The sequence below is a fragment of the Pseudidiomarina fusca genome (assembly GCF_032227045.1).
Lineage (GTDB): Bacteria > Pseudomonadota > Gammaproteobacteria > Enterobacterales > Alteromonadaceae > Pseudidiomarina > Pseudidiomarina fusca.
Window position 1 is genome coordinate 64,361 of record NZ_JANFPJ010000012.1, and the last position, 22,552, is coordinate 86,912.

Consider the following 22,552-nt stretch of genomic DNA (forward strand, 5'->3'; position numbering starts at 1 on the left):
TAACCCATAGCATAATCTAGATCAGGGTCAAAGTGGTAGTGACAACGCAAAACATCACCCCAATGAGTAAATATGAGGCTGATTTGGCTTCCGGTAATTTCACCCCAGATGCGGCGCAGCGCAAGGCTGTAGAAGCATTGCAGCGGTTGTATGAACAACTGGTCGTAGTTCATCAACAGCAGCAATCCAAGGGTATACTTGGGCGCCTTAAAGGCCTGCTTGGTGGCACTCAAGCGGCCCCGCAAGGCATCTATTTCTGGGGCGGCGTGGGTCGTGGTAAAACCTACTTGATGGATACCTTCTTTGATACCTTGCCGTTTGAGCAAAAAATGCGGGTGCACTTTCATCGTTTTATGCATCGCGTGCATGATGAATTAAAGCAACTCAAAGGCCGCAGCGATCCGTTACCAATTATTGCCGACAAGCTGGCCGCAGAGGCACGAGTGCTGTGTTTTGATGAGTTCTTTGTGCAAGACATCACCGATGCCATGATTTTGGGAACACTCATGCAAGAGCTCTTCAAGCGCGACGTAGTGCTGGTGGCAACCTCTAACATAGTGCCCGATGAACTTTATCGTAATGGTTTACAGCGACAGCGTTTTCTACCCGCAATAGCTTTAATCAAAGAGCACTGCGAGGTCATCAATGTGGATAGCGGTATCGACTACCGCTTGCGCACCTTAACCCGCGCGGAAATCTACTTAACCCCAGCAGACTCCAGCGCTGATGCGAAACTCCAGCAGTACTTTACCGAACTAGCGCCGGACCACTGTAATCGGGCCGAACAAAATTTGCATGCGATTGCCATTAATCAACGCGACATCGTGGTACGGATGGAATGTGACGATGTGGTGCTGTTTGATTTTAATGCCATTTGTGGCGGCCCGCGTTCGCAAAATGATTACATTGAAATTGCTCAGCTTTATCATGCGGTGCTGATCAGTGATGTGCCCCAACTAGGAGGCCATAACGATGATGCCGCCCGCCGCTTCTTGGCTTTGGTCGATGAATTTTACGAACGCCGCGTCAAGCTTATCATCTCGGCGGCGGTGCCGTTGGAGCAACTCTATAGCGAAGGCAAATTAACGTTTGAGTACCGCCGCTGTGTTAGCCGCTTACAAGAAATGCAAAGCCATGAATATTTAGCGATGGCGCACAAACCATGAGTTTTGCCGACCTCGCCATTGCCTTGGGTGGCTTAGGGCTCTTGCTGTTGGGCATGCAAATGCTGACCGACGGCTTGCGAGCCGCCGCTGGTAGCCACCTCCAGAGCTTTTTAGAGCGCACCACCCAAACCCGCTTACGGGCAGCTATTTCTGGCTTCACCGTGACCGCTATTGTGCAGTCGTCCAGTGCGGTAGTGGTGGCGTTGTTAGGTTTTACTAACGCGGGCATGTTGAAATTACGGCAGGCTGCTTGGGTGGTGTTTGGTAGTAACGTCGGCACCACCATGACCGCATGGATTGTGGCCTTGATTGGCTTGAAGCTGAATATTGCAGTGATTGCTTGGCCTTTGATCGGCTTAGGGATGTTAACCCGCTTAGTCAAACAAAACTCCATTGCCGCCCACATAGGGACAGCGGTAGCAGGGTTTGGGGTATTGTTTGTGGGCCTCGATACCTTACGCGAAGCTTTCACCCAATTAGTACCTTTGTTGCCCGTTGCGCAACTTGAGGTTAGCGGTGTCGGTGGCGTGCTATTAGCCGTGCTTGCAGGGGTTATTTTGACCGCTTTAGTGCAATCCTCGTCAGCGGCTTTAGCCATCGTACTTACCGCCTCTGCTACCGGTGTTTTCAGTCCGTTAGCTGGTGCCGCAGTGGTGATTGGGGCGAATATTGGCACCACGGTAACAGCGCTGTTGGCGGCTATTGGCGCTACGGCCCACGCCAAACGTTTAGCGGCTGTGCACGTGGTGATGAATGCCCTCACTGGTGCTGTGGCATTGTTGCTGCTAGTACCACTGTGGTGGGTGTCAGCTTGGCTATCTGGCGGCAACGACGTCGCCAACATCAGTGCGGGCCTAGCCGTTTTTCATACTTTATTTAACCTGCTTGGCTTAGGCTTGATGCGGTTAATCGATAATCGTCTGTTTAGCCGGGTAGAGAGCTGGTACAAATTACCACCGATACGTTCGGGTCAGCCGCGCTTTTTGGATAAAACGGTGCTACAGGTTCCGGCTATGGGGATTGCTGCCGCGCAACAAGAGCAGCAGCGGGTGTTGCGCCAATACATCATGCGTCTGCGCACGTTTTTACGCGATAGCTCAGACGATGTCAGTCATGCCGAAGATATTGCAACCGGTGAGTTACTGGAACACATATACCGCTACATCAGTAAACTTGGTGAACAAAACCTTACTGGGGCAGAAGCCTTGGCGTTAGCCCAGTTGCATAGTAACCATGGGCGTTTAGTGGATTTACGACAGTTGGTTGAGGCGTTTAAGGCCGCATCACCAGAGCTACTGGATGCCAGCTTGAACCACCAGTGGCGAGCACAGCTGTTGGCCTTTTTGAATGGTGCAGATATGGCCACTCGCAGTGAAGCTGAATGGCAACAAGGTGTGCAACAGATCCAACAGAGTCGGCAACAGCAACGGCAACAGTGGTTACAGCAAATTGCTGCGGATCAATTAGCTCCCACGCGCGGCGCCCAGTTGGTGCAGTTGGCGAGCAAATGGGAGCGTAGTGCTGAATTAGTAAAGGCGTTGCAGGTGGGTAGCTAGCTTAACTTGGCCCGAGCTAGGTAAGGTAAAAAACATCTACACTGGGTTGTTGATCTTTTAACCCCTTTTCCCTATAATCCGCGCAGCCCACGTTACAGGTACAACTAACCGCTATGTGGCAATTAACCACAACGGTTGTTGTGGTTCGCGGGGAAGCCCGGAACTACTGTCGTGAACCTTAAAAAAAGAGTAAGTTTCCAATGAGTACATTTGTTGCAAAACCAGAAACTGTACAACGTGACTGGTATGTTATTGACGCCGAAGGTAAAACCTTAGGTCGTTTGGCTACTGAAGTAGCTCGTCGCTTACGTGGTAAGCACAAGCCTGAATACACTCCTCACGTAGACACTGGTGATTACATCATCATCGTAAACGCTGAGAAAGTGGCTGTTACTGGCCGTAAGGCACAGAACAAAATGTATTATTCACACACGGGTTACCCAGGTGGTATCAAAGAAATCAATTTCGAGAAGTTGATTGCTAAGAAGCCAGAAATGGTAATTCAGAAAGCGGTGAAAGGTATGTTACCTCGTGGTCCATTGGGTCGTGCCATGTTCCGTAAACTGAAAGTATACGCAGGTGCAGAGCATAACCATATTGCTCAGCAGCCTAAACAACTTGAAATTTAAGACGGAGCATTAACAACATGGCACAGAATCAATACTACGGTACTGGTCGTCGCAAAAGCTCTACTGCACGTGTTTTCTTGCGTCCAGGCAGCGGCAACATCAGCATCAACAACCGCACTTTAGAAGAATACTTTGGTCGTGAAACTGCTCGTATGGTTGTTCGTCAACCGCTTGAGTTAGTAGACATGGTTGAGAAATTCGACTTATACATCACTGTTAAAGGTGGTGGTTCAAGTGGTCAAGCTGGCGCAGTGCGTCACGGTATCACTCGCGCACTTATGCAATACGACGAAACCCTACGTGGTGACTTACGTCGTGCAGGTTACGTTACTCGTGACGCACGTCAAGTTGAACGTAAGAAAGTCGGCTTGCACAAAGCACGTAAACGTCCTCAGTTCTCGAAGCGTTAATTCGAAATCTCGAGTACGTCAAAAACCCGGCCTTTGTGCCGGGTTTTTTGTCTTTGTCCTTGTAAAAATCAGGGTATTTCTTTATCATCTGAAGGCATTTTTTGCCGATTCCCTTAAAACGAGCATCATTCGTCTTAATGGGAACCTACGCAGTAGCTAATTACTGACTTCACGGCTAAGTTTCGTGAAGCGTCCAAACGGAGAGTAAGTGGATGAGCAATGCGCCTGTAGATAAAGGCCGCCGTCGTTTCCTAACTGTCGCGACATCTGTTGTCGGGGCTGCTGGTGCGGTTGGCGTTGCCGTTCCTTTCATTGCATCATGGAACCCAAGTGAGAAAGCCAAAAACGCGGGTGCCCCAGTGGAAGTGAACATTGGAAAAGCCGAGCCGGGTCAATTGATTCGTGTTGAATGGCGAGGCCAGCCAGTTTGGGTGGTACGTCGTACCCCTGAAATGTTGGCATCGTTAGAAGCGGTTAACGACCGTTTACGTGACCCAAATTCTGATGAACCACAACAGCCCGAGTATGCCAAGAACTTGCATCGCTCACGCAAAGAAGAATTCTTTGTGGCCGTTGGTATTTGTACCCACTTAGGTTGCTCACCGCAATTCTTAGATGTTGGCTTTAGTGACTACATTGAAGAAGCTAAATCAGGTTTCTTCTGCCCATGTCACGGTTCAACCTTTGATATTGCTGGCCGCGTATTCCAAGGTGTTCCGGCACCATACAACCTAGTGGTTCCACCTCATTACTACATCAATGACACAACCATCTTGGTGGGTGAAGACGGGGAGCAAGCCTAATGAACAAACTCATCGCCTGGTTTGACGAACGCATTCCGATGACCAAAACGTGGAATATCCACTTAGCGCAATATCCAGCTCCGAAAAACTTCAACTTCTGGTACATCTTCGGGGTGCTAGCAACGTTGGTGTTAGTTAACCAAATCCTTACCGGGGTATGGTTAACCATGAACTATGTTCCTTCTGCAGAAGGCGCGTTTGCTTCTGTTGAATTCATCATGCGTGACATTGAATACGGTTGGTTGCTACGTTACATGCACTCAACGGGTGCTTCCGCCTTCTTCGTGGTGGTGTATTTGCACATGTTCCGCGGCATGATGTACGGCTCTTACCAGAAACCTCGTGAATTACTATGGGTGTTCGGTATGCTGATCTTCTTGGTGTTAATGGCAGAAGCCTTTATGGGCTACCTGTTACCATGGGGGCAAATGTCATACTGGGGTGCTCAGGTTATTATCTCGCTGTTCGGTGCTATTCCGTTTGTTGGCGATGATTTAACCCTATGGATTCGAGGTGACTACGTTATCTCCGGTGCCACTCTAAACCGCTTCTTTGCCTTACATGTGATCGCGCTGCCATTAGTGTTAGTGATTTTGGTGTTCTTACACATTATCGCCTTACACGAAGTTGGCTCGAACAACCCAGAGGGTATTTCGATTAAGAAGCCAAAAGGTTCTGTACCTGAGTCTGAAAAGCCGAAGTTCCAGTTCCATGAGCGCTTCACCAAGAAGTACGACATTGTTGATGCTTTCCCATTCTTCCCGTATTACATCGTGAAAGATTTGGTAGGTGTAGCTATCTTCTTGTTCTTCTTCTGCTACGTGATTTTCTTTGCTCCAGCCATGGGCGGCCTATTCCTAGAGCCACCTAACTTTGAAGCTGCGAACCCACTGAAAACACCAGCGCACATTGCACCCGTTTGGTATTTCACGCCGTTCTATGCGATTTTGCGTGCGGTACCAGATAAGTTATTAGGTGTTATCTTGATGTTCGGTGCAATCGTAGCCTTGTTTGTATTGCCATGGTTAGACCGCGGTAAAGTGCGTTCAGTGCGCTACCGTAGTGGCTTCCACAAATTTAACCTAACGGTATTTGCAATCAGCTTTATTGCACTGGGTTACTTAGGCTTGAAGCCGGCAACTGAGGTTTATACCTTCTTTGCTCGAGTGTTCACTTTCTTGTATTTTGCGTTCTTCGTACTGCTGTTCTTCTACAGCAAAAACGAAAACACAAAACCAGTTCCAGAGAGGATTACTAAGTGATGAAACAGTTTCTTAAAAATACTCTGCTGGTAGCAGCATCACTGTGGTCGGTCGCAACGTTAGCGGCTGGCCCGACAGTACCCCTCGATAAAGCAGAAGTAGACATGCATGATAAAGCGTCCATGCAACGCGGCGCACAGTTGTTCATGAACTACTGCTTGGGTTGTCACTCAATGCAATACCAGCGTTACAACCGTACCTTCAAAGATCTTGAGATCCCTGAAGACTTGGGTGTTGAGAACTTGCAATTCACTGGCGAGAAAGTAGGTGATTTAATCACCAACGCGATGGCCACTGAAGATGCTGGTAACTGGTTTGGTACTGCAGCACCTGATTTAACTTTGGTTGCACGGGTACGTGGCGCTGATTGGATTTATACCTATCTACGCTCGTTCTACGTAGATGAGACCCGTCCGTTTGGCGTTAACAATACCGTCTTCCCTAACGTAGGTATGCCGCACGTGTTGCAAGAGTTGCAAGGTGTGCCACGCAAAACTACCGAAGCAAAGCTTATCGACGGTGAAATGAAAGATGTGTACGTTGGCATCAAAACTGATGGCAGCGGCATGCTAACAGAAGCTGAGTACGACCAAGCCATGCTAGACCTGACTAATTTCTTGGTCTACACCGGCGAGCCGATGATGTTGCAACAACGCAAAATCGGTTGGTATGTCTTCGGTTTCTTATTGGTCTTCTTAGTATTCGCAGTGCTACTTAAGCGCGAATTCTTCAGAGACGTGAAGTAAGTTTGATGGAGAGTAATATGTCGGTTGCGGCAAACAAACGGTCGGTAATGACCTTATTCTCGGGCCAAAATGACTTACGTAGTCATCAAGCCCGAATCGTATTAGCGGAAAAAGGAGTGGGCGTAGAGATAATTTATGTCGATCCAGACAATCGTCCGGAAGACTTAATTCAGCTAAACCCATACGCTGATGCGTTACCGACTTTACTAGACCGTGAGTTGGTGTTGTATAACGCCCACATCATCATGGAGTATCTAGATGAGCGTTTCCCGCATCCGCCATTGATGCCAGTGTACCCGGTAGCCCGTGGTACCAGCCGCTTGATGATGTACCGTATTGATCGTGATTGGTATGCGCTCGCTGATGCCATTCTTGCTGGTGGCAAGAATGCGGACGCGGCGCGCCAAGAATTGCGTGAAGGTATTTTAGCGTTAGCCCCTATCTTTGCTGATACGCCGTTCTTTATGAGCGAAGAATTCAGCTTAGTTGATTGCTACCTAGCTCCGCTGTTATGGCGTTTGCCTAGCTATGGCATCGAACTTGAAGGTACCGGTGCGAAAGCGGTAAAAGCCTATATGGTACGGGTTTTTGAGCGCGACTCTTTCCAAGAATCACTGACTGACAGTGAACGTGAGTTAGGCCGGTGAGTGAGCCGGTTATGACCCCTCGTCGCCCGTACCTAGTACGGGCGATTTACGATTGGCTGTTGGATAATCAGCTCACCCCCCACTTGGTGGTCGCGGCAACTGTGCCCCATTGCCAATTACCGTGGGAGTTTGTTGAAGATGGCCAGATCATTCTGAACATCACGCCTACTGCTGTTGGCCAGTTTGCTATCTCGAATGAGCAAATTAGCTTTCATGCGCGCTTCTCTGGTAAACCTCATCATGTAGTGGTGCCCATGGCCGCCGTAGTGGCCTTATACGCCCGCGAGAATGGTGCCGGTACCATGTTTGAAGCAGAGCCTGCCTACGAGGCTTGGATTGCTGCAGAACTCGCAGCAGAAGAGCAAGCTGGGGATGATGATGTTGAGGGTGACGCCATTAGCCTAGCTTCTAGTGAAGATTCTGCTAGTAGTGGTAAGGCTGACTCTAACGCCGATGCTAACGCGAAAAATAAGGCGGCCAAACGTTCTCATCTTCGCGTAATTAAATAAGCGGCAAGTAAGCGGCAAGTAAGCGGCGTTAACTAGCCCATCAGACAAAGACAAAAAAGGCGACCTTGGTGTCGCCTTTTTCTTTTTCCGAACGCCATAACGCCGTTAACCGCTTATTGAAAAGCGTCAATGACCTGCGTCACTCCGCTAACGTTGCGGGCAATATCAATGGCTTGGCGAGCTTGTTCTGGGCTAACTAAACCCATCAACGCCACTTCATTGTTCTCTGTGATTACTTTAATGTGCACTGCTTTCACGTTCTCATCAGCAACTAACTGGGCCTTAATTTTACTGGTGATCCAAGTGTCTTTACTGATTTGTGCCACATCGATAACAGGCGCAATACGTAATTCATTATGGACCTTGCTAACACCCTCGGTGTTGCGCACTAAATGATTGACTAAATCATACAAAGAGCTATCGCTGACTTGGCCTAACAACAGCACCGAACGATTAAACGCCACTACCTGAATGCGCGTGTCATCCAAACGGCTATCACCTTTGAGCTTACGAATCACTCGCAGTTCGATGGTTTGATCGTCCAACTGCGTACCTAAGCTACGACTATCCGTAGCGGCTGAAATACCTACCGCGGTGGCGCCAACTAAGGCTGCGGCACAACCGCTCAACATGATGCTGCAGGTGGCAGCTGCTAAGAGTGCTTGATAGCGCTTCATTCATCCATCTCCTGTGGAAAAATTTGATGTTCAACTAAACTGCAAAGCATATTTACGGTTTGTAATAGGTGTTCACTCGCCCGAGCGATATTCGTCGTGGGTATTCTGATTTCCACGTCGTCGGGGCCTAATAACCCAGCAATGTCATGATCGCCCTCTTGCGTAATAGCTACAATCAGCATGTTACGTCCGAGGGCTGCTTCTAGCGCTCGAGCGGTGCGCGGTGCGCGTGCGCCCGCACTAAGCACCAGCACCACATCATTGGCTTGGCCGACAGCTTGTAATTGCTGCGCAAATACCGCTTGATGATCATTGGCACCAAAATCCGCATGCAGGCTGGTAACAGGAAACGGCGGCCGCTCAAAACTCAAGCCGGTGAGCATAATGTGGGCAAAATGCCGTGAGGTGGCATGGGCCATGCCCTCACCGCAGCAATAGATTTTCTGGCCGCTAAGCAAGGTGGCCACCAGCAATTCAGCAGCGCGCTGCAACGGCTCTTGCAACTGATCCGCGGCCGCTATTTGGGTCTGAATACCTTCGGTAAATAAGGTTTTTATCTGCTCTTGCATGGGATCCATGTAAGCCTCTTAAAAAGCATCGGGTAGCCATTGCATTGAGTTGTAATCGCTTACTAGTGCAACCACATCAAAACGCATCGACGTATAATGTTCGTTTAACCCTTCGGTGATTAAAAAAAACTGCGCGCAGCGTCGTATTCGTTGACATTGCTGGGGCTTTATTTGTTCCAATACAGAAGCAAAAGTTTCGTCTGCGCGAACTTTAACTTCTACGAACACAAAAGTCTTGCCCTCTTTTAAAATGAGGTCAATTTCGCCCATCTCACAACGAAAATTCTTGGTGACCAAGTGTAAGCCTTGACCTTCCAAATATTCAAGCGCCAGAGCCTCCCCTAAACCGCCATCTTCTTGTTTTGACATTCCTTGTCCTTAGCGCCAAAGCGCTGTTAGTCGTTATCGGCAATCACCTCATGGCCTTGGTAGCTGGCCCAAGCCAAATCGCGTTGTACGCGACCTTGGTCGATATGCAAGCGTCCGGTTAAACCAGTAAGAGATAGTCCAGGTACTCGTTGTAATAGGCTTAATTGCTGCGCCAATAGCACCGCATCGTGGCCAAACGCCGCAAGACGAGCGTGACTATAGCCCCAATCAGAACGTTGGCTGAGCAGCTGCTGTAGCTGTTGTTGCTGGGCATGCCCAGGAATCAACCATTCTGCGTCGGTAAAATGCACGCCGTTGAGGTCGTTTTCACTCAAATCGTTATTTAAGGTGTGGCTAGAAGAGTTAGCATACACAGGAATCGCCTGCATAAAGGGCGAAATATTCACATCAATAAAGGGTTTTAATAGGCGCGTTTGTTCAATCCCGCCCACCAAGTAGATGGCATCAATATCGGCGCGGCTGCGGTATTGGCTATCGACGATGATTTTACCTGCGGCAATTTTCACTTGCCAAATGCGCGCTTCACTGGTGGTGACGCCTAATTGGTCTTGTACCGCTGTTTTCATTTCTTCCGTGTTGGTGTAGCGACCTTGGCCGGCCTCTACTTGGTCAGGCTGAGCCTCCAGCCAAGCTTGAGCGAATTCATTCGCCAGTTGCTCGCCGCGATTTGTGGCCGGCGCCAACACCAACGGCTGCTTAAAGCCTTGGGCGGCAATATGTGCGGCTGCTTGGCGCACTTCTGTTTCTGTATCTAAGGCAAAAAAGCTTTGTCCTGGCAAACGGTTATCCAGGCCTTGTTCAAGTTCGTTCAGGGTAAGCCAGCGTAGCTGTTTAGGCAGCTCTAGCTTACTCATTTCCGCCACCTTGTCTTTTAACAGGGGCCCAATAATGAGGTCGGTTTGGCTGGTTTCTAACAGCCCCGGTAAAGTCGCAAAATCAAAACCATTGCTGTCAATAAAGCGCGCCGACAGCTGCGGCTGCGCGGCTAAGGCTTTCACGATCCCATCGCGTACCGCTTGCCCTTGGCTACGATATTGCCCGCTTAACGGCAACAGCACTATAGCTTGTTGCTGGCCCAAGTTCGCCCGTTGCAGACCCGCCTGATAATCGCTCATTAATTCGTTCGCAACCGCCGTAGCTGGGTGATCAGCAAACTCTGCTTGCCATTGCTGTAAATGGGTCAACAAAGAGACTTGGCTACCGGTCTCATCGCTAGTGTCATTGACATCGATGGCACTGGCGTGAATATGCTGCACTAAGCGTAACCAACCGGCCGTGACTTTATTACGAAAACCACCAGCTGGTGGCTGAATCGCGGCGGGTTCAGGTAAATGTTGCAGCACTGCCCAGATCTGTCCGGCACTGGCTTGGTATTGCGGCTGCTCTAATAATTGTAATTGTAACTTGGCGGCAATCACCCAGCGGCGCTGGGCAATGGCGCTCGTTAATGCCAGCTCTAAGGTTTGCATCCTATAGTCGGTTGTTTGCCGTGGCTGTAATAGGGGCTTCAGCAAGGCATCAACGTAAGGCCAGCGTTGTTGATGGGCAGCAAAACGAGCTTCTAACAAGGTTAGGAAGCGTTGTTGTGGCGCGCTAAGGGATAACTCTGACTGATACCGTTGTAGCTGAGCAATAACTGCGGCACTAGCTTGCCAAGCATCGTCTTTTTGCAATTGCAACGCCGCCTGTAACAGGGCCTCGGAGCGCTCGCTACCGCTACTGGCAGCAGCGCGCTCTAACCACTCTGCTGCGCTGCGATTGGCTGCCGACGGAATATCCTGCAGCACAGGAGTCGATGAGATAGGCACAGTGCTATCGCTGGTGCTAGGTGATGGACCACTGGCACAGGCAGTTAAGCCAATAATAACCATGCACAGGAGTAACTTCTTTGGCACAATAGCGTCCTTTAGCTGATATCTTAAATGGCCTCTACTATAAACCGAGGGGCTTGCTGGTACAACTTACAACATCCATCCTTCGCCTACGCTAAGAGTAATTTACAAGGGGTTTACATGAGTGACAGTAACGGCTGTTTATACATAGTACCAACACCTATTGGTAATTTAGCCGATATCACCGAGCGCAGTGTGCAAACCTTGCGTGCAGTAGACGCCATTGCCGCCGAAGATACCCGTCATAGTGGGCAATTATTGCAGCACTTAGGGATTCGCAATGAGTTGTTTGCCTTGCATGAGCATAACGAACGCCAACGAGCGGAACAGGTGGTAGAACGGCTATTACAAGGCCAGTCGATTGCCTTGATCAGCGATGCCGGAACCCCGTTAATTAGTGATCCTGGCTATGTCCTAGTGCAACAATGTCGCGCTGCCGGTATCAAGGTAGTGGCGCTACCCGGTGCCTGTGCTTTTGTGACTGCCCTGTCAGCGGCGGGACTGCCCACAGACCGATTTGCGTTTGAAGGTTTTTTACCAGCCAAGCCACAGCAACGCCGAAAGCGTTTGCAAGGGCTCCTAAGCGACACTCGCACCTTGGTGTTCTACGAGTCACCGCACCGAATTGTCGATTGTTTGGCGGATTTTATCAGCGAATTTGGCAGTGAACGTCAGTTGGTGTTGGGCCGCGAGCTCACCAAAACCTTCGAGACCTACTTGCACGGCAGTATTGCAGAGGTGCAGGCGCAAGTACTGGCTGATAGTAACCAACAGCGCGGTGAGATGGTGTTGGTCTTGGCTGGTGCAGCCGCCGTAGCCGAGGAGGATGTTACGCCGCAGGCGCTGCGTACGTTAACCCTGTTGCGAGAGCACCTACCGCTGAAGAAAGCCGCCGCCTTAGCAGCAGAAATTCATGGCGCGCGCAAAAACAATTTGTATCAGCTGGCGCTCGAGCAAGATAACCAGTAGAATGCCCGCCGGGAGTCAGCCAGACAATCGCTGCCTGTGTGTTTACATACAGGGGGAGGAAAGTCCGGGCTCCATAGGGCAGGGTGCCAGGTAACGCCTGGGCGGCGCAAGCCGACGACTAGTGCAACAGAGAGCAAACCGCCGATGGCCTGCTAAGGCAGGATCAGGTAAGGGTGAAAGGGTGCGGTAAGAGCGCACCGCGCGGCTGGTAACAGTTCGTGGCACGGTAAACTCCACCCGGAGCAAGGTCAAATAGGGGTTCATTGGCGCGGCCCGCGTTGAACCCGGGTAGACTGCTTGAACGCTGAGGTGACTCAGTGGCTAGACGAATGATTGTCCTCGACAGAACCCGGCTTATCGGCTGGCTCCCACCTCATTCTCCGCGCTGGTTTCAGCATTGCGGTTAAGCACGTCGCGGTTAAAATTCTGGGTAAAGGTAATGAACTGGTTGAGCGGCATCGCGCGACCATAGAAAAAGCCTTGCTGTAAATGGCAGCGCTGGCGTTGTAAAAAGCCCACTTGCTCAGCCGTTTCAACCCCTTCAGCAACCACCTTCATATTCAAAGTGTGCGCAATTCTTATCAACACCTCTACTAAGGCCGTCTGTTGGCTTTGTTCGGGCACGCTATGCAAGAAACTACGGTCGATTTTAATCACATCAATTGGGTACGAACGCAAATAGTTTAAGCTGGAATAACCGGTGCCGAAGTCGTCGATGGCCAAGCTTACGCCGGCATCACGTAACTTCCGCAAGTTGGCAAACTGTCGCTCTTTGTTGCGCATCAACATAGATTCAGTGATCTCAAACATCAGCCGGTTGGTAGGCACATCCGCTGCGGCAATCATGTTGAGCCAATGGCTAGCCGCTTGGCGGTCGTTAAATTCACGCGGCGAGCGGTTCAGTGCAATAGACAAATCTAAACCGGCGGCATGCATTTTCTTCCAGTCGCGGAGTACTTGGCTCAGCACAAACGCACCAAGACCAATGATGGCACCGGTCTTTTCGGCAATTGGAATAAACTCAGCCGGTGAAATAGCGCCGCGTTCAGGGTGAGTCCAACGAATCAAAGCTTCACAGCGGGTTAACAAGCCGGTTTCGGTTTCAATCACGGGCTGATAATGCACCTCAAACTGTTCCGCTTCGATGCCCTTGATGATTTGGTGATGCAGATTAATATCGCGTTCGGTACTTTGCCGTAGTTGTTCATCAAAAAAGTGCACACTCATGGCGCCCGCTTGCTTGGCCGCATACATGGCGAGTTCAGCATGTTTAATCAGCTGCTGCACTTCTTGGCCATCGTGCGGGAACATAGCGATACCGGTGCTGGTGGTCATATTGATGTGGTTATGCTCAATATCCAAGGTGTGCAGCAAATCATTCATGATAGCTGTGGCACGAATTTCAGCTTCGCTGGGGTCGTTTAAATCTCGCAGTACAATCGCAAATTCATCGCCACCAATACGCGCCAATAAATCATCTTCACGAATACTAGTACGAATCCGCTCTGCCACTCGTTGTAGTAGGGCGTTACCTACTTCATGCCCGAGCACGTCATTGATTTCACGCAGATGGTCTAAATCTAGCACCAATAGCGCAAATTTCTGTTCATGGCGCAGTGCTGAGCGAACTGCTGCGCCTAGCTGTTCTTGAAAGAAATTACGATTTGGTAAATCGGTTAAGCCATCGTACCTGGCTTGATAGGCAATGGTAGTAATGGCGCCGCGTAATCGATGCTGGGTGAACACCAACATTAAAAAGGCCATCAAAATCACGGCGGTTAAGCTAATCCCAATCGCCCAGTGCAGCCAAAAATCTACATTGGTAGCAACCCAGCTGCCATCGCGCGGAAACGCCGCTAACTGCCAGCGCCCGTGCGGAAACTGTACTTCAGTAAGAATAGGATCGTTGGTAAAGACATCGTTATTGCCGGCAAACGCCGGTTCTTGCGCGACATCTTGGTCTAAGCTAGCCAGATTGAAATGGCGCAGGGCAAATTCGTAGTTAGGATGCCGATAGAATGCCACTTGTTCAAGCAGGTGATTGTGATCAATAGCTAACGTAGCCACGCCCCATAAGCGGCGGTCGTCATGAAAAATAGGCATACGTGCCAGCAGCGCCGATTGTCCTTGCACCAGCTGTAACGGCCCTGATACCACCATATCTTTAGCTGCGATAGCGCGCAAAATACCGCTGTATTGCTCGGTGGCGAGGCGATAATTAAAACCGAGCAGACTTTGGTTACCTTCAACCGGATAAATAAAGCGTACGGTTAAGTCCGGCGCCAAGGCGAGATGCATGATATCTAGGTCAGATCCTAAAAACTCATCCATGATGCGCTGTACTCGCACCCGGTCTGGCGTGTCTTGCCAGAGGATTTCAGGACGTAAGGCGCGTAGTGCGAGGATATTGGCTTGTAGGCGTTGTTCGATTTGCCCGCGCATACTACTTAAATGTTCAGCGGCGCGGCGCTTTTCTACTTCAAGTTGTTGCTGGCGCTCGCTATCAACCACCAAATAGACAGCATAAAGCAGAGCGGATGCAATAAAGAGCACCACTACCAAATACCGCAATAATCGCCAACGCTCAGACTGCACACTGAGCCGATCTGGGTAATTCACAAGGTCTATCTGCTTCATAAGGGTTTAAGCCAGCATATTATAATTGTTATGCGCTGAACTATATAGGGTTTTTGCATGATGCTATGCAAACTGCCAAGCGTCAACCCCTGGCGCAGGGGTTAAATCTCTGTAATTTCCCTTGACAGGTAGAAAGATCGGCACCTAGACTGTCACATTGTGGGGATTTGTGGGAAAAAGTGGATCATTTATCATGTTTCGTGGCGCAGCAGCACTCAGTCTAGATGACAAAGGCCGACTGGCGATACCAGCAAAGTATCGCAAGAGCCTGCTGTTGGATTGCGACGGGCAAATGGTTTGCACCATCGATATAAAGCAACCCTGTTTGTTGTTGTATCCGTTGCCACAGTGGCAGTTGATTGAACAGAAGCTTACGACTCTATCTAACATGAACCCCGCCGAGCGTCGTCTCCAGCGGCTATTGCTGGGCCATGCCGAAGATTGCCAAATGGATAAAAACGGCCGTATTTTGATTGCACCAACCCTGCGTCAACATGCGGATCTGAGTAAAAAGATCATGATTATTGGTCAGCTCAATAAGTTTGAACTTTGGTCTGAGGCTGCGTGGCAAGAGCAAATAGCGGCAGATATGCAAGCCGAGCAACAAGACGACATCATTCTGAACGATCGACTACAAGACTTCTCATTATAATGACAACAGAAGCTGCACAACACGTCTCGGTGTTGTTACAAGAGTCTCTCGATGCTCTTGCCATCAAACCAGACGGAACCTATTTAGATGCCACCTTCGGGCGAGGCGGGCATTCGCGTGCAATTCTGGCTCAATTAAACAGTAACGGCCGGCTCTTCGCCCTCGATCGCGACCCCACTGCGATTGCCGCTGCGGCTGCGTTACAACAAGATCCGCGCTTTACCATTATCCACACCCCATTCTCACAGCTTAGCGAGGTGCTAGATGCGCAGCAATTGCGTGGGCAGCTCGACGGTATTTTATTCGATTTAGGCGTGTCTTCCCCACAACTAGATGACGCTGAACGTGGCTTTAGCTTTATGCGCGAAGGGCCATTAGATATGCGCATGGATACCACCCAAGGCATCACCGCAGCTGAATTTTTGGCAGCGGCTAGTGCCGATGAGATCGCTTTTGTGCTGCGCGAATATGGCGAAGAACGATTTGCCTGGCGCATTGCCCAAGCGATCGTGAAACAACGCGAGCAGCAGCCCTTAACCACCACGCGCGAACTAGCAGAACTGATCGCCGCCGCGGTTCCTTTTAAAGACAAACATAAGCACCCGGCAACACGCAGTTTCCAGGGCATACGAATTCATATTAACGGCGAACTCGACGAAATTGAGCAAGCGCTTACTGCGGCTGTAGGTGGCTTAAAAGTTGATGGTCGCTTGGCTGTGATCAGTTTTCATAGTTTAGAAGACCGGTTGGTGAAGCGGTTTATGCGGGCCCAAGCTCAAGGCAAAGCGATTCCTGCCAACCTACCTATTCGGGATGCCGATTTTGATCGCGGCCAAACCTTACGCTTGGTAGGTAAAGCCATCAAGCCTTCGGCCGCAGAAATCAAAGCCAACCCCAGAGCACGGAGTTCAGTGCTTCGTATTGCCGCGAGGTTAGATTATGAAAGCTAGCCGGGTACCAGCTTTATCGATGGTTATTGTGGATGATTTGCGCCAGCACTTGTTGCTGGTGTTGCTGTTTTTAGCGCTTGTAGCTAGCGCATTAGCAGTAATTTATGTCGCCCACGGCCATCGTTTACTGGTTACCGAGCGCGACCAACTGCTCTCTGAGCGTGATCAAATAGATATTGAATGGCGCCATTTACAGATTGAACAAAACACCCTAACTGAGCACAGTCGGGTGGAGCGAATTGCCGTGCAACAGCTAGAAATGGTGCGTCCACAAGCAGATGAGGAGGTGCTAGTACCATGGCATTAACCTCGAAAGGCAATCGGCGTGTGCTGAAAAAAGCGCAACCCCATTTAAGCACGGGGCGCTTTTACTTTGCCTTATTGATTGTGGTACTGGTGTTTGGCAGTTTGGTGGCGCGCGCCGCTTACATTCAGGTGGTAGAACCTGAACGGTTAATTTTTGAAGGCGATCGGCGCTCATTGCGGGCTGATACCACCACGGTGCAACGGGGTTCAATCATGGATCGCAATGGCCGCGAACTAGCCGTGAGCGTGCCGGTGCAAACCGTGTGGGCAGACCCCCAACGCGTGCACGAGGGGCATGGCCTAGATAACCGCGAGCGTTGGTTAGCGTTAGCCGAAGTTTTTCGTACCGATGCTGATAGTTTGATGGCTAAGGTCGCTGATCCGAACCGCCGTTTTGTCTACTTAGAGCGCAAAGTTACGCCCGGCGTAGCTGAGTTTGTCAGACAGTTAGGCATCCCCGGAGTTTATCTTAAAACTGAATCACGGCGCTTTTATCCCGCTGGCGAAATTGCCGCCCATGTGGTTGGCTTTACGGACATCGATGGGCTGGGCATTGAAGGTTTAGAGGCTATTTACAATCAGGTGCTTACCGGCGTGCCTGGTGAACGTTTGTATCGCAAGGATGCAGCAGGACGGGTTGTTGAAGAAATTAGCGTTACCGCTGCGCAACAACCCCAGCAACTCACCCTAAGTATTGACCAACGCTTACAAGCATTGGCTTACGCCGAAGTTAAAAAGGCCGTGCGCTATCACCAAGCCACTTCGGGATCTGCGGTGATTCTGGATATAACAACCGGCGAAGTTCTCGCTATGGTCAACAGCCCGTCCTACAACCCGAATAACCGTGCCGATGCGCAACCACATAGGTTGCGTAACCGTGCTATCACCGATGCCTACGAACCAGGCTCAACGGTGAAGCCCTTAGCAGTGATTGCGGCACTCGAACATGGGGTGATTAAACCTAATCAAGTGATTGACACCAGCCCCGGCTGGTTGCGCATTGGTGGCCGCCGCGTAAGCGACCCGAAAAATCGTGGGCCGTTAACCATTACTGAAATTTTAGAAACCTCAAGCAACGTAGGTACCGCCAAAATTGCTCTGCAAACAGGTATCGACAACATGCTTGATACGTACGCCGCGGTTGGGTTTGGTAACGATACTGGGGTCGCCATGTTGGGTGAGAGCTTTGGGGTATTGCAAGGCCGCCAGCGTTGGTCGGATTTTGAAGTGGCAACCTTGTCCTACGGCTATGGCTTGACCGTGACCACCCTACAGCTGGCACAAATGTACGCCATTATCGGTAATGGCGGCGTGCGCTATCCGCTCACCATTCAGCGACGCGAAGGTACGCCCGTAGGCGAACAAGTGATCAGTAAAGAAACCGCTGATACGGTGTTAGCCATGCTTGAAAGTGTGGTAGCCAACGGTTCTGGTGAACGTGCTCGGGTGAGAGGCTATCGCGTGGCCGGTAAAACCGGGACTACTCGGAAAGCCGTGGCGGGCGGTTATGGCGATGAATACGTGACGCTGTTTGCTGGGGTCGCGCCGGTCAGCAATCCACGCTTAGCCGTCGTCGTGACTATTAACGAACCTAGTGGAGATGAGTATTACGGTAGCCAAGTATCTGCCCCCGTGTTTGCGGAGATTGTTGGCGATGCGTTACGGATGCTGAACATCACCCCAGATCATTTACAAGATACCCAATTAAAGGCCGCTGGGTGGGTGGACGTGCCTGAATTCTTGCGAGCAAGGAGTAACTAATGATTGAGTTAGTCAGCTTATTGCCAAATTATCCATTGCCCTTGCCAGCCTTGCAGATTGGTGGGTTAAAGCTAGACTCGCGACAAGTAGCCAGTGGCGATGCCTTTGTTGCGGTGCCGGGTTATCAAGTTGATGGGCGTGATTATATCGATGCTGCTATTGAGGCCGGCGCCGTGGTCGTGCTTACCGAGTCTGAGTCGGTAGGGATGCAACCGCGTGGGCGCGCCTGGGTGATTGAAGTGCCCGGTCTAAAGAATCAACTCTCTTTTATCGCAGCGCGCTTTTTTGGCGAGCCTGCTCAGCACCTGCAAGTGGTCGGGGTGACCGGAACCAATGGTAAAACCTCGGTCACCTACTTAGTGGCGCAACTGCTAGATGCGCTGGGTGTACGCTGTGGGGTGATTGGTACCACCGGCAGTGGCTTTAGTGGCAAACTGTTGCCAGAAACGCACACCACCCCCGATGCGATTGCGGTACAGCAACGGTTGCGGGTGTTGCAAGCTGAAGGTGCGCAAGCGGTGGCGATGGAAGTATCCTCTCATGCTTTGGTGCAATGTCGCGTTGAGGCGATTCAGTTTGCGGTAGGCGTAGCCACCAATATCAGTCGCGATCATCTTGATTATCATGGCACCATGAGCAATTACGCTGGAGCTAAGCGGCGCTTATTTACCGAACTAGATACCCGCCATGCGGTATTAAATGCTGATGATGCCGCGGTGGCGGCATGGTTGCCTGATCGCCAAGATAGCTGGCGCTTCAGTTTAAATCCTCAAAGCGCTGAACGCAGTCTATGGGCAACCCAGATTGGTTATGCTCAGGCTGGCACCGATTTTACTGTACAAGCACGGTTACCTGGCACGACCGAGGTCGTCAGTCTACCGGTGCAATCCCCGTTACTAGGCCATTTTAATGTTTACAACCTACTAGCAGCCATGGCCGCGGTGGCTAGCCTCGGCCATGACCTCAGCGCCATCGCTAAGGCATGTGCTGGCTTACACGCGGTGCCGGGCCGGATGGAAGTCTTTGGTGGTAGCCAAGGTAAGCCCTTGGTGATTGTCGATTACGCTCATACTCCAGATGCGTTACAGCAAGTGCTGACAGCCTTGCGCCGTCACTGTCGGGGACAGCTGTGGTGTGTGTTTGGCTGTGGTGGTGATCGCGACCGCGGTAAGCGCCCACAAATGGGTGCCGTTGCTGCTGAACTTGCCGACCGCGTGGTGGTGACCGATGATAATCCACGCACCGAAGACCCCGCCCAAATTGTACAAGATATTTTAGCTGGCATGCCGCGCCAACAGCGGGTGCAGGTATTGATGGGCCGAGCTGAAGCGGTGGCAACAACCATTGCCCAAGCCGGTGCCGATGACGTGATTCTGGTGGCTGGTAAAGGTCATGAGGATTATCAAATCATTGGCCGTGAGTATTTGCCATACAACGAACGCGCTTGGGTGGCGGAGGTGTTGGCATGATTCGAGTGAATCTAGCTTGGCTCAAGGCTGCGGTAGCGGGCGAGCTGGTAGGCGATACCAGCAACGGCCACTTAGAACTAGACCAAGTAAGTACAGACACCCGTACCTTAGCGCCGGGGAGCTTATTTATTGCCTTGAAGGGCCCCAATTTTGATGCCCACCAACTGGTGGAGCAAGCCATTGCCGCTGGCGCAGTAGCCGTGCTGGTAGACCATCCGTTGCAAAGCTCTGATGGCCAACCCTTGCCGGTGCCGCAAATTGTCGTCAGCGATACACGCTATGCGCTCGGCCAATTGGGGGCCGCGGTCAAAGCCGCAGGCGCACCCAAAACCATCGCTATTACCGGCAGCAGTGGCAAAACCACCGTCAAAGAGATGCTAGCAGCGATCTTGGCACAACGTGGCAAAGTGCTAGCTACCGCGGGCAATTTCAACAACGACATCGGGGCGCCACTAACGCTGTTGCGATTAGAACCAGAGCACCAATTTGCGGTGATCGAACTAGGTGCGAATCATCAGGGCGAAATTGCCTACACCGTTGGCTTAACCCAACCTGATGTAGCCATCATCAATAACGTAGCACCGGCCCATGTGGAAGGTTTTGGCGGTATTCATGGTGTCTACGTGGCTAAATCTGAGATCTTTCGCGGTTTAGCTGCAGATGGCTTAGCGCTTACGCCGTATCATTCTGAATTTGCCGAGGGCTGGGCGCAACAATTGGCCGACCGTCGGCACGAAACCTTTGGCCGTGCGGAGCACGCCACTGCCCAACAGGGCCCCGATGTGGTAGCTACGGACATCGAGTTAGATAGCCGTGGTTGTGCTGCTTTTACCCTGACTTGTCGCCAGTTAGGCCAAGCGAGTGCTCGTATTCAGCTGAACTTGCCAGGTTTACATAACGTTGACAATGCACTGGTAGCCATCCGGGCCGCGCTTGAGGTAGGTTGTGCGCTGGCTGATGTGCAAGCCGCCTTAGGGCAACAGCAAGCGGTTGCCGGGCGCCTGCAAGTCATCCCGGTGAACCCACAGTTGCAACTGATTGATGACAGTTACAACGCCAATGTGGGCTCAGTCAAAGCTGCGTTAGATATGCTCGCTGTGTACCCGGGCCAACGGGTGATGGTGTTAGGCGATATGGGTGAGCTTGGTCAACAAGCACGCCAGTACCATGAAGAAATTGGGGCCTACGCAATTACGGCAGGAATCGACAAATTGTTCACTGTGGGCGTGCTTAGTCAAAGTGCCAGTAGCCTGTTCAATGGCCGTGGTGGTCGTCATTTTTCCACTCATAACGAGGTTATTAACGCCTTACTTGAGGTGATTGCGGCAGAGCAGACTCAGCCCCTAACCATTTTAGTTAAAGGCTCGCGCAGTGCGCGCATGGAGAAAGTTATCCAAGCGCTACAAACTCAGCTGGCGCCGAGCTCAAGCGATAATCAAGAGGAATCATCTGCATGCTAGTGTGGCTTGCTGAATACCTAACCCAATACGCGACCTTCTTTAACGTGTTCTCGTATTTAACCATGCGCGCCATTTTGAGCGTGCTTACCGCGTTACTGATCTCGTTGTGGATGGGGCCGGCGCTGATTCGCGCGTTGCAGCGGCTGCAAGTAGGGCAAGCGGTACGTGATGATGGTCCGCAATCACATTTGAGTAAAACCGGTACCCCAACCATGGGCGGGGTGCTGATTATCGCCTCTATTGTGGTTTCAACGTTATTGTGGGCAGACCTCAGTAATCGCTACGTGCAAGTGGTGTTGGGTGTGGTGCTAGGCTTTGGCTTGGTTGGCTTTGTTGATGACTACCGCAAAGTGGTGCAGAAAAACTCACGTGGGCTGCCGGCTAAATGGAAGTATTTTTGGCAATCGCTCATCGCTACAGTCGCGGCTGTGGTGCTTTATGCCCATGCTACATTGGGTGCTGAAACCCAACTGTTGGTGCCTTTCTTTAAAGATGTCATGCCGCAATTAGGGTTGCTGTACGTGTTGTTGGCGTACTTTGTGATAGTCGGTACGAGCAATGCGGTTAACCTTACCGATGGTCTTGATGGTCTTGCTATTGTGCCTACCATCATGGTGGCTGGGGCACTGGGGATTTTCGCTTACGCCTCAGGTAACGCCAACTTTGCAGCTTATTTGAATATTCCTTTCTTGCCACTGTCGGGCGAGTTACTGATTGTTTGTACCGCCATTTTTGGTGCCGGGCTTGGCTTCTTATGGTTTAACACTTATCCCGCCATGGTGTTTATGGGTGACGTGGGTTCGCTGGCGTTAGGTGCTGCCTTGGGCGTTATTGCCGTGTTAGTACGCCAAGAGTTAGTGCTGCTTATCATGGGTGGGGTGTTTGTGATGGAAACCGTCTCTGTGATGTTGCAGGTAGGTAGCTACAAGTTGCGCGGTAAGCGGGTATTCCGGATGGCACCTATTCATCATCACTATGAGCTCAAAGGTTGGCCAGAGCCGCGGGTGATTGTTCGTTTTTGGATTTTATCGTTGGTTTTTGTGTTGATTGGCTTGGCGACCTTAAAGCTCCGTTAATGGGGCTTAGAGTCAC

The 22,552-nt window shown here is 50.9% G+C and carries 21 protein-coding genes, 1 other RNA gene and 1 pseudogene; 18 read left to right on the plus strand and 5 right to left on the minus strand.

Annotated elements, in window-relative coordinates:
- Positions 1-53: 53 nt before the first annotated feature.
- From zapE to NOG12_RS07555, 9 genes are all read left to right on the plus strand, one after another.
- Positions 54-1,166, plus strand: a complete 1,113-nt coding sequence (gene zapE / locus NOG12_RS07515; protein WP_313932906.1) for a cell division protein ZapE — start codon at positions 54-56, stop codon at positions 1,164-1,166.
- Entirely contained in the window at positions 1,163-2,722 is a 1,560-nt protein-coding gene (locus tag NOG12_RS07520; protein WP_313932870.1) for a Na/Pi cotransporter family protein, read from the plus strand. The genes zapE and NOG12_RS07520 overlap by 4 nt, the downstream gene beginning before the upstream one ends.
- Positions 2,723-2,922: 200 nt before the next feature.
- Positions 2,923-3,351: a 50S ribosomal protein L13 gene (gene rplM, locus NOG12_RS07525; protein WP_110075971.1), complete on the plus strand. Its 429-nt coding sequence runs from the start codon at positions 2,923-2,925 to the stop codon at positions 3,349-3,351.
- A 17-nt stretch (positions 3,352-3,368) separates the two neighbouring features.
- The gene (rpsI, locus tag NOG12_RS07530) at positions 3,369-3,761 is read left to right on the plus strand and encodes a 30S ribosomal protein S9 (protein WP_110075970.1); all 393 of its coding nucleotides are present in this window, start codon (positions 3,369-3,371) and stop codon (positions 3,759-3,761) included.
- A gap of 212 nt (positions 3,762-3,973) precedes the next feature.
- On the plus strand, positions 3,974-4,564 hold the full coding sequence (gene petA / locus NOG12_RS07535; protein WP_110075969.1) for a ubiquinol-cytochrome c reductase iron-sulfur subunit: 591 nt from the start codon (positions 3,974-3,976) through the stop codon (positions 4,562-4,564).
- Entirely contained in the window at positions 4,564-5,826 is a 1,263-nt protein-coding gene (locus NOG12_RS07540; RefSeq protein WP_153826439.1) for a cytochrome b, read from the plus strand. The genes petA and NOG12_RS07540 overlap by 1 nt, the downstream gene beginning before the upstream one ends.
- The gene (locus NOG12_RS07545; protein ID WP_313932871.1) at positions 5,826-6,572 is read left to right on the plus strand and encodes a cytochrome c1; all 747 of its coding nucleotides are present in this window, start codon (positions 5,826-5,828) and stop codon (positions 6,570-6,572) included. The genes NOG12_RS07540 and NOG12_RS07545 overlap by 1 nt, the downstream gene beginning before the upstream one ends.
- Positions 6,573-6,589: 17 nt before the next feature.
- On the plus strand, positions 6,590-7,219 hold the full coding sequence (sspA, locus tag NOG12_RS07550; RefSeq protein ID WP_110075966.1) for a stringent starvation protein SspA: 630 nt from the start codon (positions 6,590-6,592) through the stop codon (positions 7,217-7,219).
- Between the two features lie 11 nt (positions 7,220-7,230).
- On the plus strand, positions 7,231-7,728 hold the full coding sequence (locus NOG12_RS07555; protein ID WP_153826436.1) for a ClpXP protease specificity-enhancing factor: 498 nt from the start codon (positions 7,231-7,233) through the stop codon (positions 7,726-7,728).
- Between the two features lie 113 nt (positions 7,729-7,841).
- On the opposite strand, the gene dolP is transcribed toward NOG12_RS07555, so the two are convergent.
- From dolP to NOG12_RS07575, 4 genes are read right to left on the minus strand one after another with little or no spacing between them, the layout of a single operon-like run.
- Positions 7,842-8,405 (minus strand): division/outer membrane stress-associated lipid-binding lipoprotein, encoded by a 564-nt coding sequence (dolP, locus tag NOG12_RS07560; protein WP_110075965.1) that lies wholly within the window; start codon positions 8,403-8,405, stop codon positions 7,842-7,844.
- The gene (locus tag NOG12_RS07565) at positions 8,402-8,983 is read right to left on the minus strand and encodes an SIS domain-containing protein (protein WP_228759495.1); all 582 of its coding nucleotides are present in this window, start codon (positions 8,981-8,983) and stop codon (positions 8,402-8,404) included. Before NOG12_RS07565 ends, dolP begins: the two co-directional genes overlap by 4 nt.
- A gap of 9 nt (positions 8,984-8,992) precedes the next feature.
- Positions 8,993-9,343, minus strand: coding sequence for a YraN family protein (locus NOG12_RS07570; RefSeq protein WP_110075964.1), 351 nt, complete (start codon positions 9,341-9,343; stop codon positions 8,993-8,995).
- A 26-nt stretch (positions 9,344-9,369) separates the two neighbouring features.
- The gene (locus NOG12_RS07575; RefSeq protein WP_313932872.1) at positions 9,370-11,259 is read right to left on the minus strand and encodes a penicillin-binding protein activator; all 1,890 of its coding nucleotides are present in this window, start codon (positions 11,257-11,259) and stop codon (positions 9,370-9,372) included.
- Between the two features lie 117 nt (positions 11,260-11,376).
- Here NOG12_RS07575 and rsmI point away from each other — a divergent pair, with 117 nt between their 5' ends.
- On the plus strand, positions 11,377-12,225 hold the full coding sequence (gene rsmI / locus NOG12_RS07580; RefSeq protein WP_313932873.1) for a 16S rRNA (cytidine(1402)-2'-O)-methyltransferase: 849 nt from the start codon (positions 11,377-11,379) through the stop codon (positions 12,223-12,225).
- An 11-nt stretch (positions 12,226-12,236) separates the two neighbouring features.
- Positions 12,237-12,598, plus strand: an RNA gene (rnpB, locus tag NOG12_RS07585) — RNase P RNA component class A.
- Positions 12,599-12,699: 101 nt separating this feature from the next.
- Here the strand turns inward: rnpB and NOG12_RS13360 are convergent.
- Positions 12,700-14,862 (minus strand): annotated as a pseudogene (locus tag NOG12_RS13360) (putative bifunctional diguanylate cyclase/phosphodiesterase); the annotation flags it as partial.
- A 193-nt stretch (positions 14,863-15,055) separates the two neighbouring features.
- On the opposite strand from NOG12_RS13360, the gene mraZ reads away from it, so the two are divergent.
- The 7 genes from mraZ to mraY are packed head-to-tail and all read left to right on the plus strand — an operon-like array spanning position 15,056 to position 22,536.
- Complete coding sequence (mraZ, locus tag NOG12_RS07595) at positions 15,056-15,514, plus strand: division/cell wall cluster transcriptional repressor MraZ (protein WP_110075960.1); 459 nt, start codon at positions 15,056-15,058, stop codon at positions 15,512-15,514.
- Positions 15,514-16,464, plus strand: coding sequence for a 16S rRNA (cytosine(1402)-N(4))-methyltransferase RsmH (gene rsmH, locus NOG12_RS07600; protein WP_313932874.1), 951 nt, complete (start codon positions 15,514-15,516; stop codon positions 16,462-16,464). Before mraZ ends, rsmH begins: the two co-directional genes overlap by 1 nt.
- Complete coding sequence (gene ftsL, locus NOG12_RS07605; protein WP_110075958.1) at positions 16,454-16,771, plus strand: cell division protein FtsL; 318 nt, start codon at positions 16,454-16,456, stop codon at positions 16,769-16,771. Before rsmH ends, ftsL begins: the two co-directional genes overlap by 11 nt.
- Entirely contained in the window at positions 16,762-18,531 is a 1,770-nt protein-coding gene (locus NOG12_RS07610) for a peptidoglycan D,D-transpeptidase FtsI family protein (protein ID WP_313932875.1), read from the plus strand. The genes ftsL and NOG12_RS07610 overlap by 10 nt, the downstream gene beginning before the upstream one ends.
- Complete coding sequence (murE, locus tag NOG12_RS07615; protein WP_313932876.1) at positions 18,531-20,000, plus strand: UDP-N-acetylmuramoyl-L-alanyl-D-glutamate--2,6-diaminopimelate ligase; 1,470 nt, start codon at positions 18,531-18,533, stop codon at positions 19,998-20,000. The genes NOG12_RS07610 and murE overlap by 1 nt, the downstream gene beginning before the upstream one ends.
- Positions 19,997-21,460: a UDP-N-acetylmuramoyl-tripeptide--D-alanyl-D-alanine ligase gene (locus tag NOG12_RS07620; protein ID WP_313932877.1), complete on the plus strand. Its 1,464-nt coding sequence runs from the start codon at positions 19,997-19,999 to the stop codon at positions 21,458-21,460. The genes murE and NOG12_RS07620 overlap by 4 nt, the downstream gene beginning before the upstream one ends.
- Positions 21,454-22,536 (plus strand): phospho-N-acetylmuramoyl-pentapeptide-transferase, encoded by a 1,083-nt coding sequence (gene mraY, locus NOG12_RS07625; RefSeq protein WP_110075954.1) that lies wholly within the window; start codon positions 21,454-21,456, stop codon positions 22,534-22,536. Before NOG12_RS07620 ends, mraY begins: the two co-directional genes overlap by 7 nt.
- The last annotated feature ends 16 nt before the right edge of the window (positions 22,537-22,552 follow it).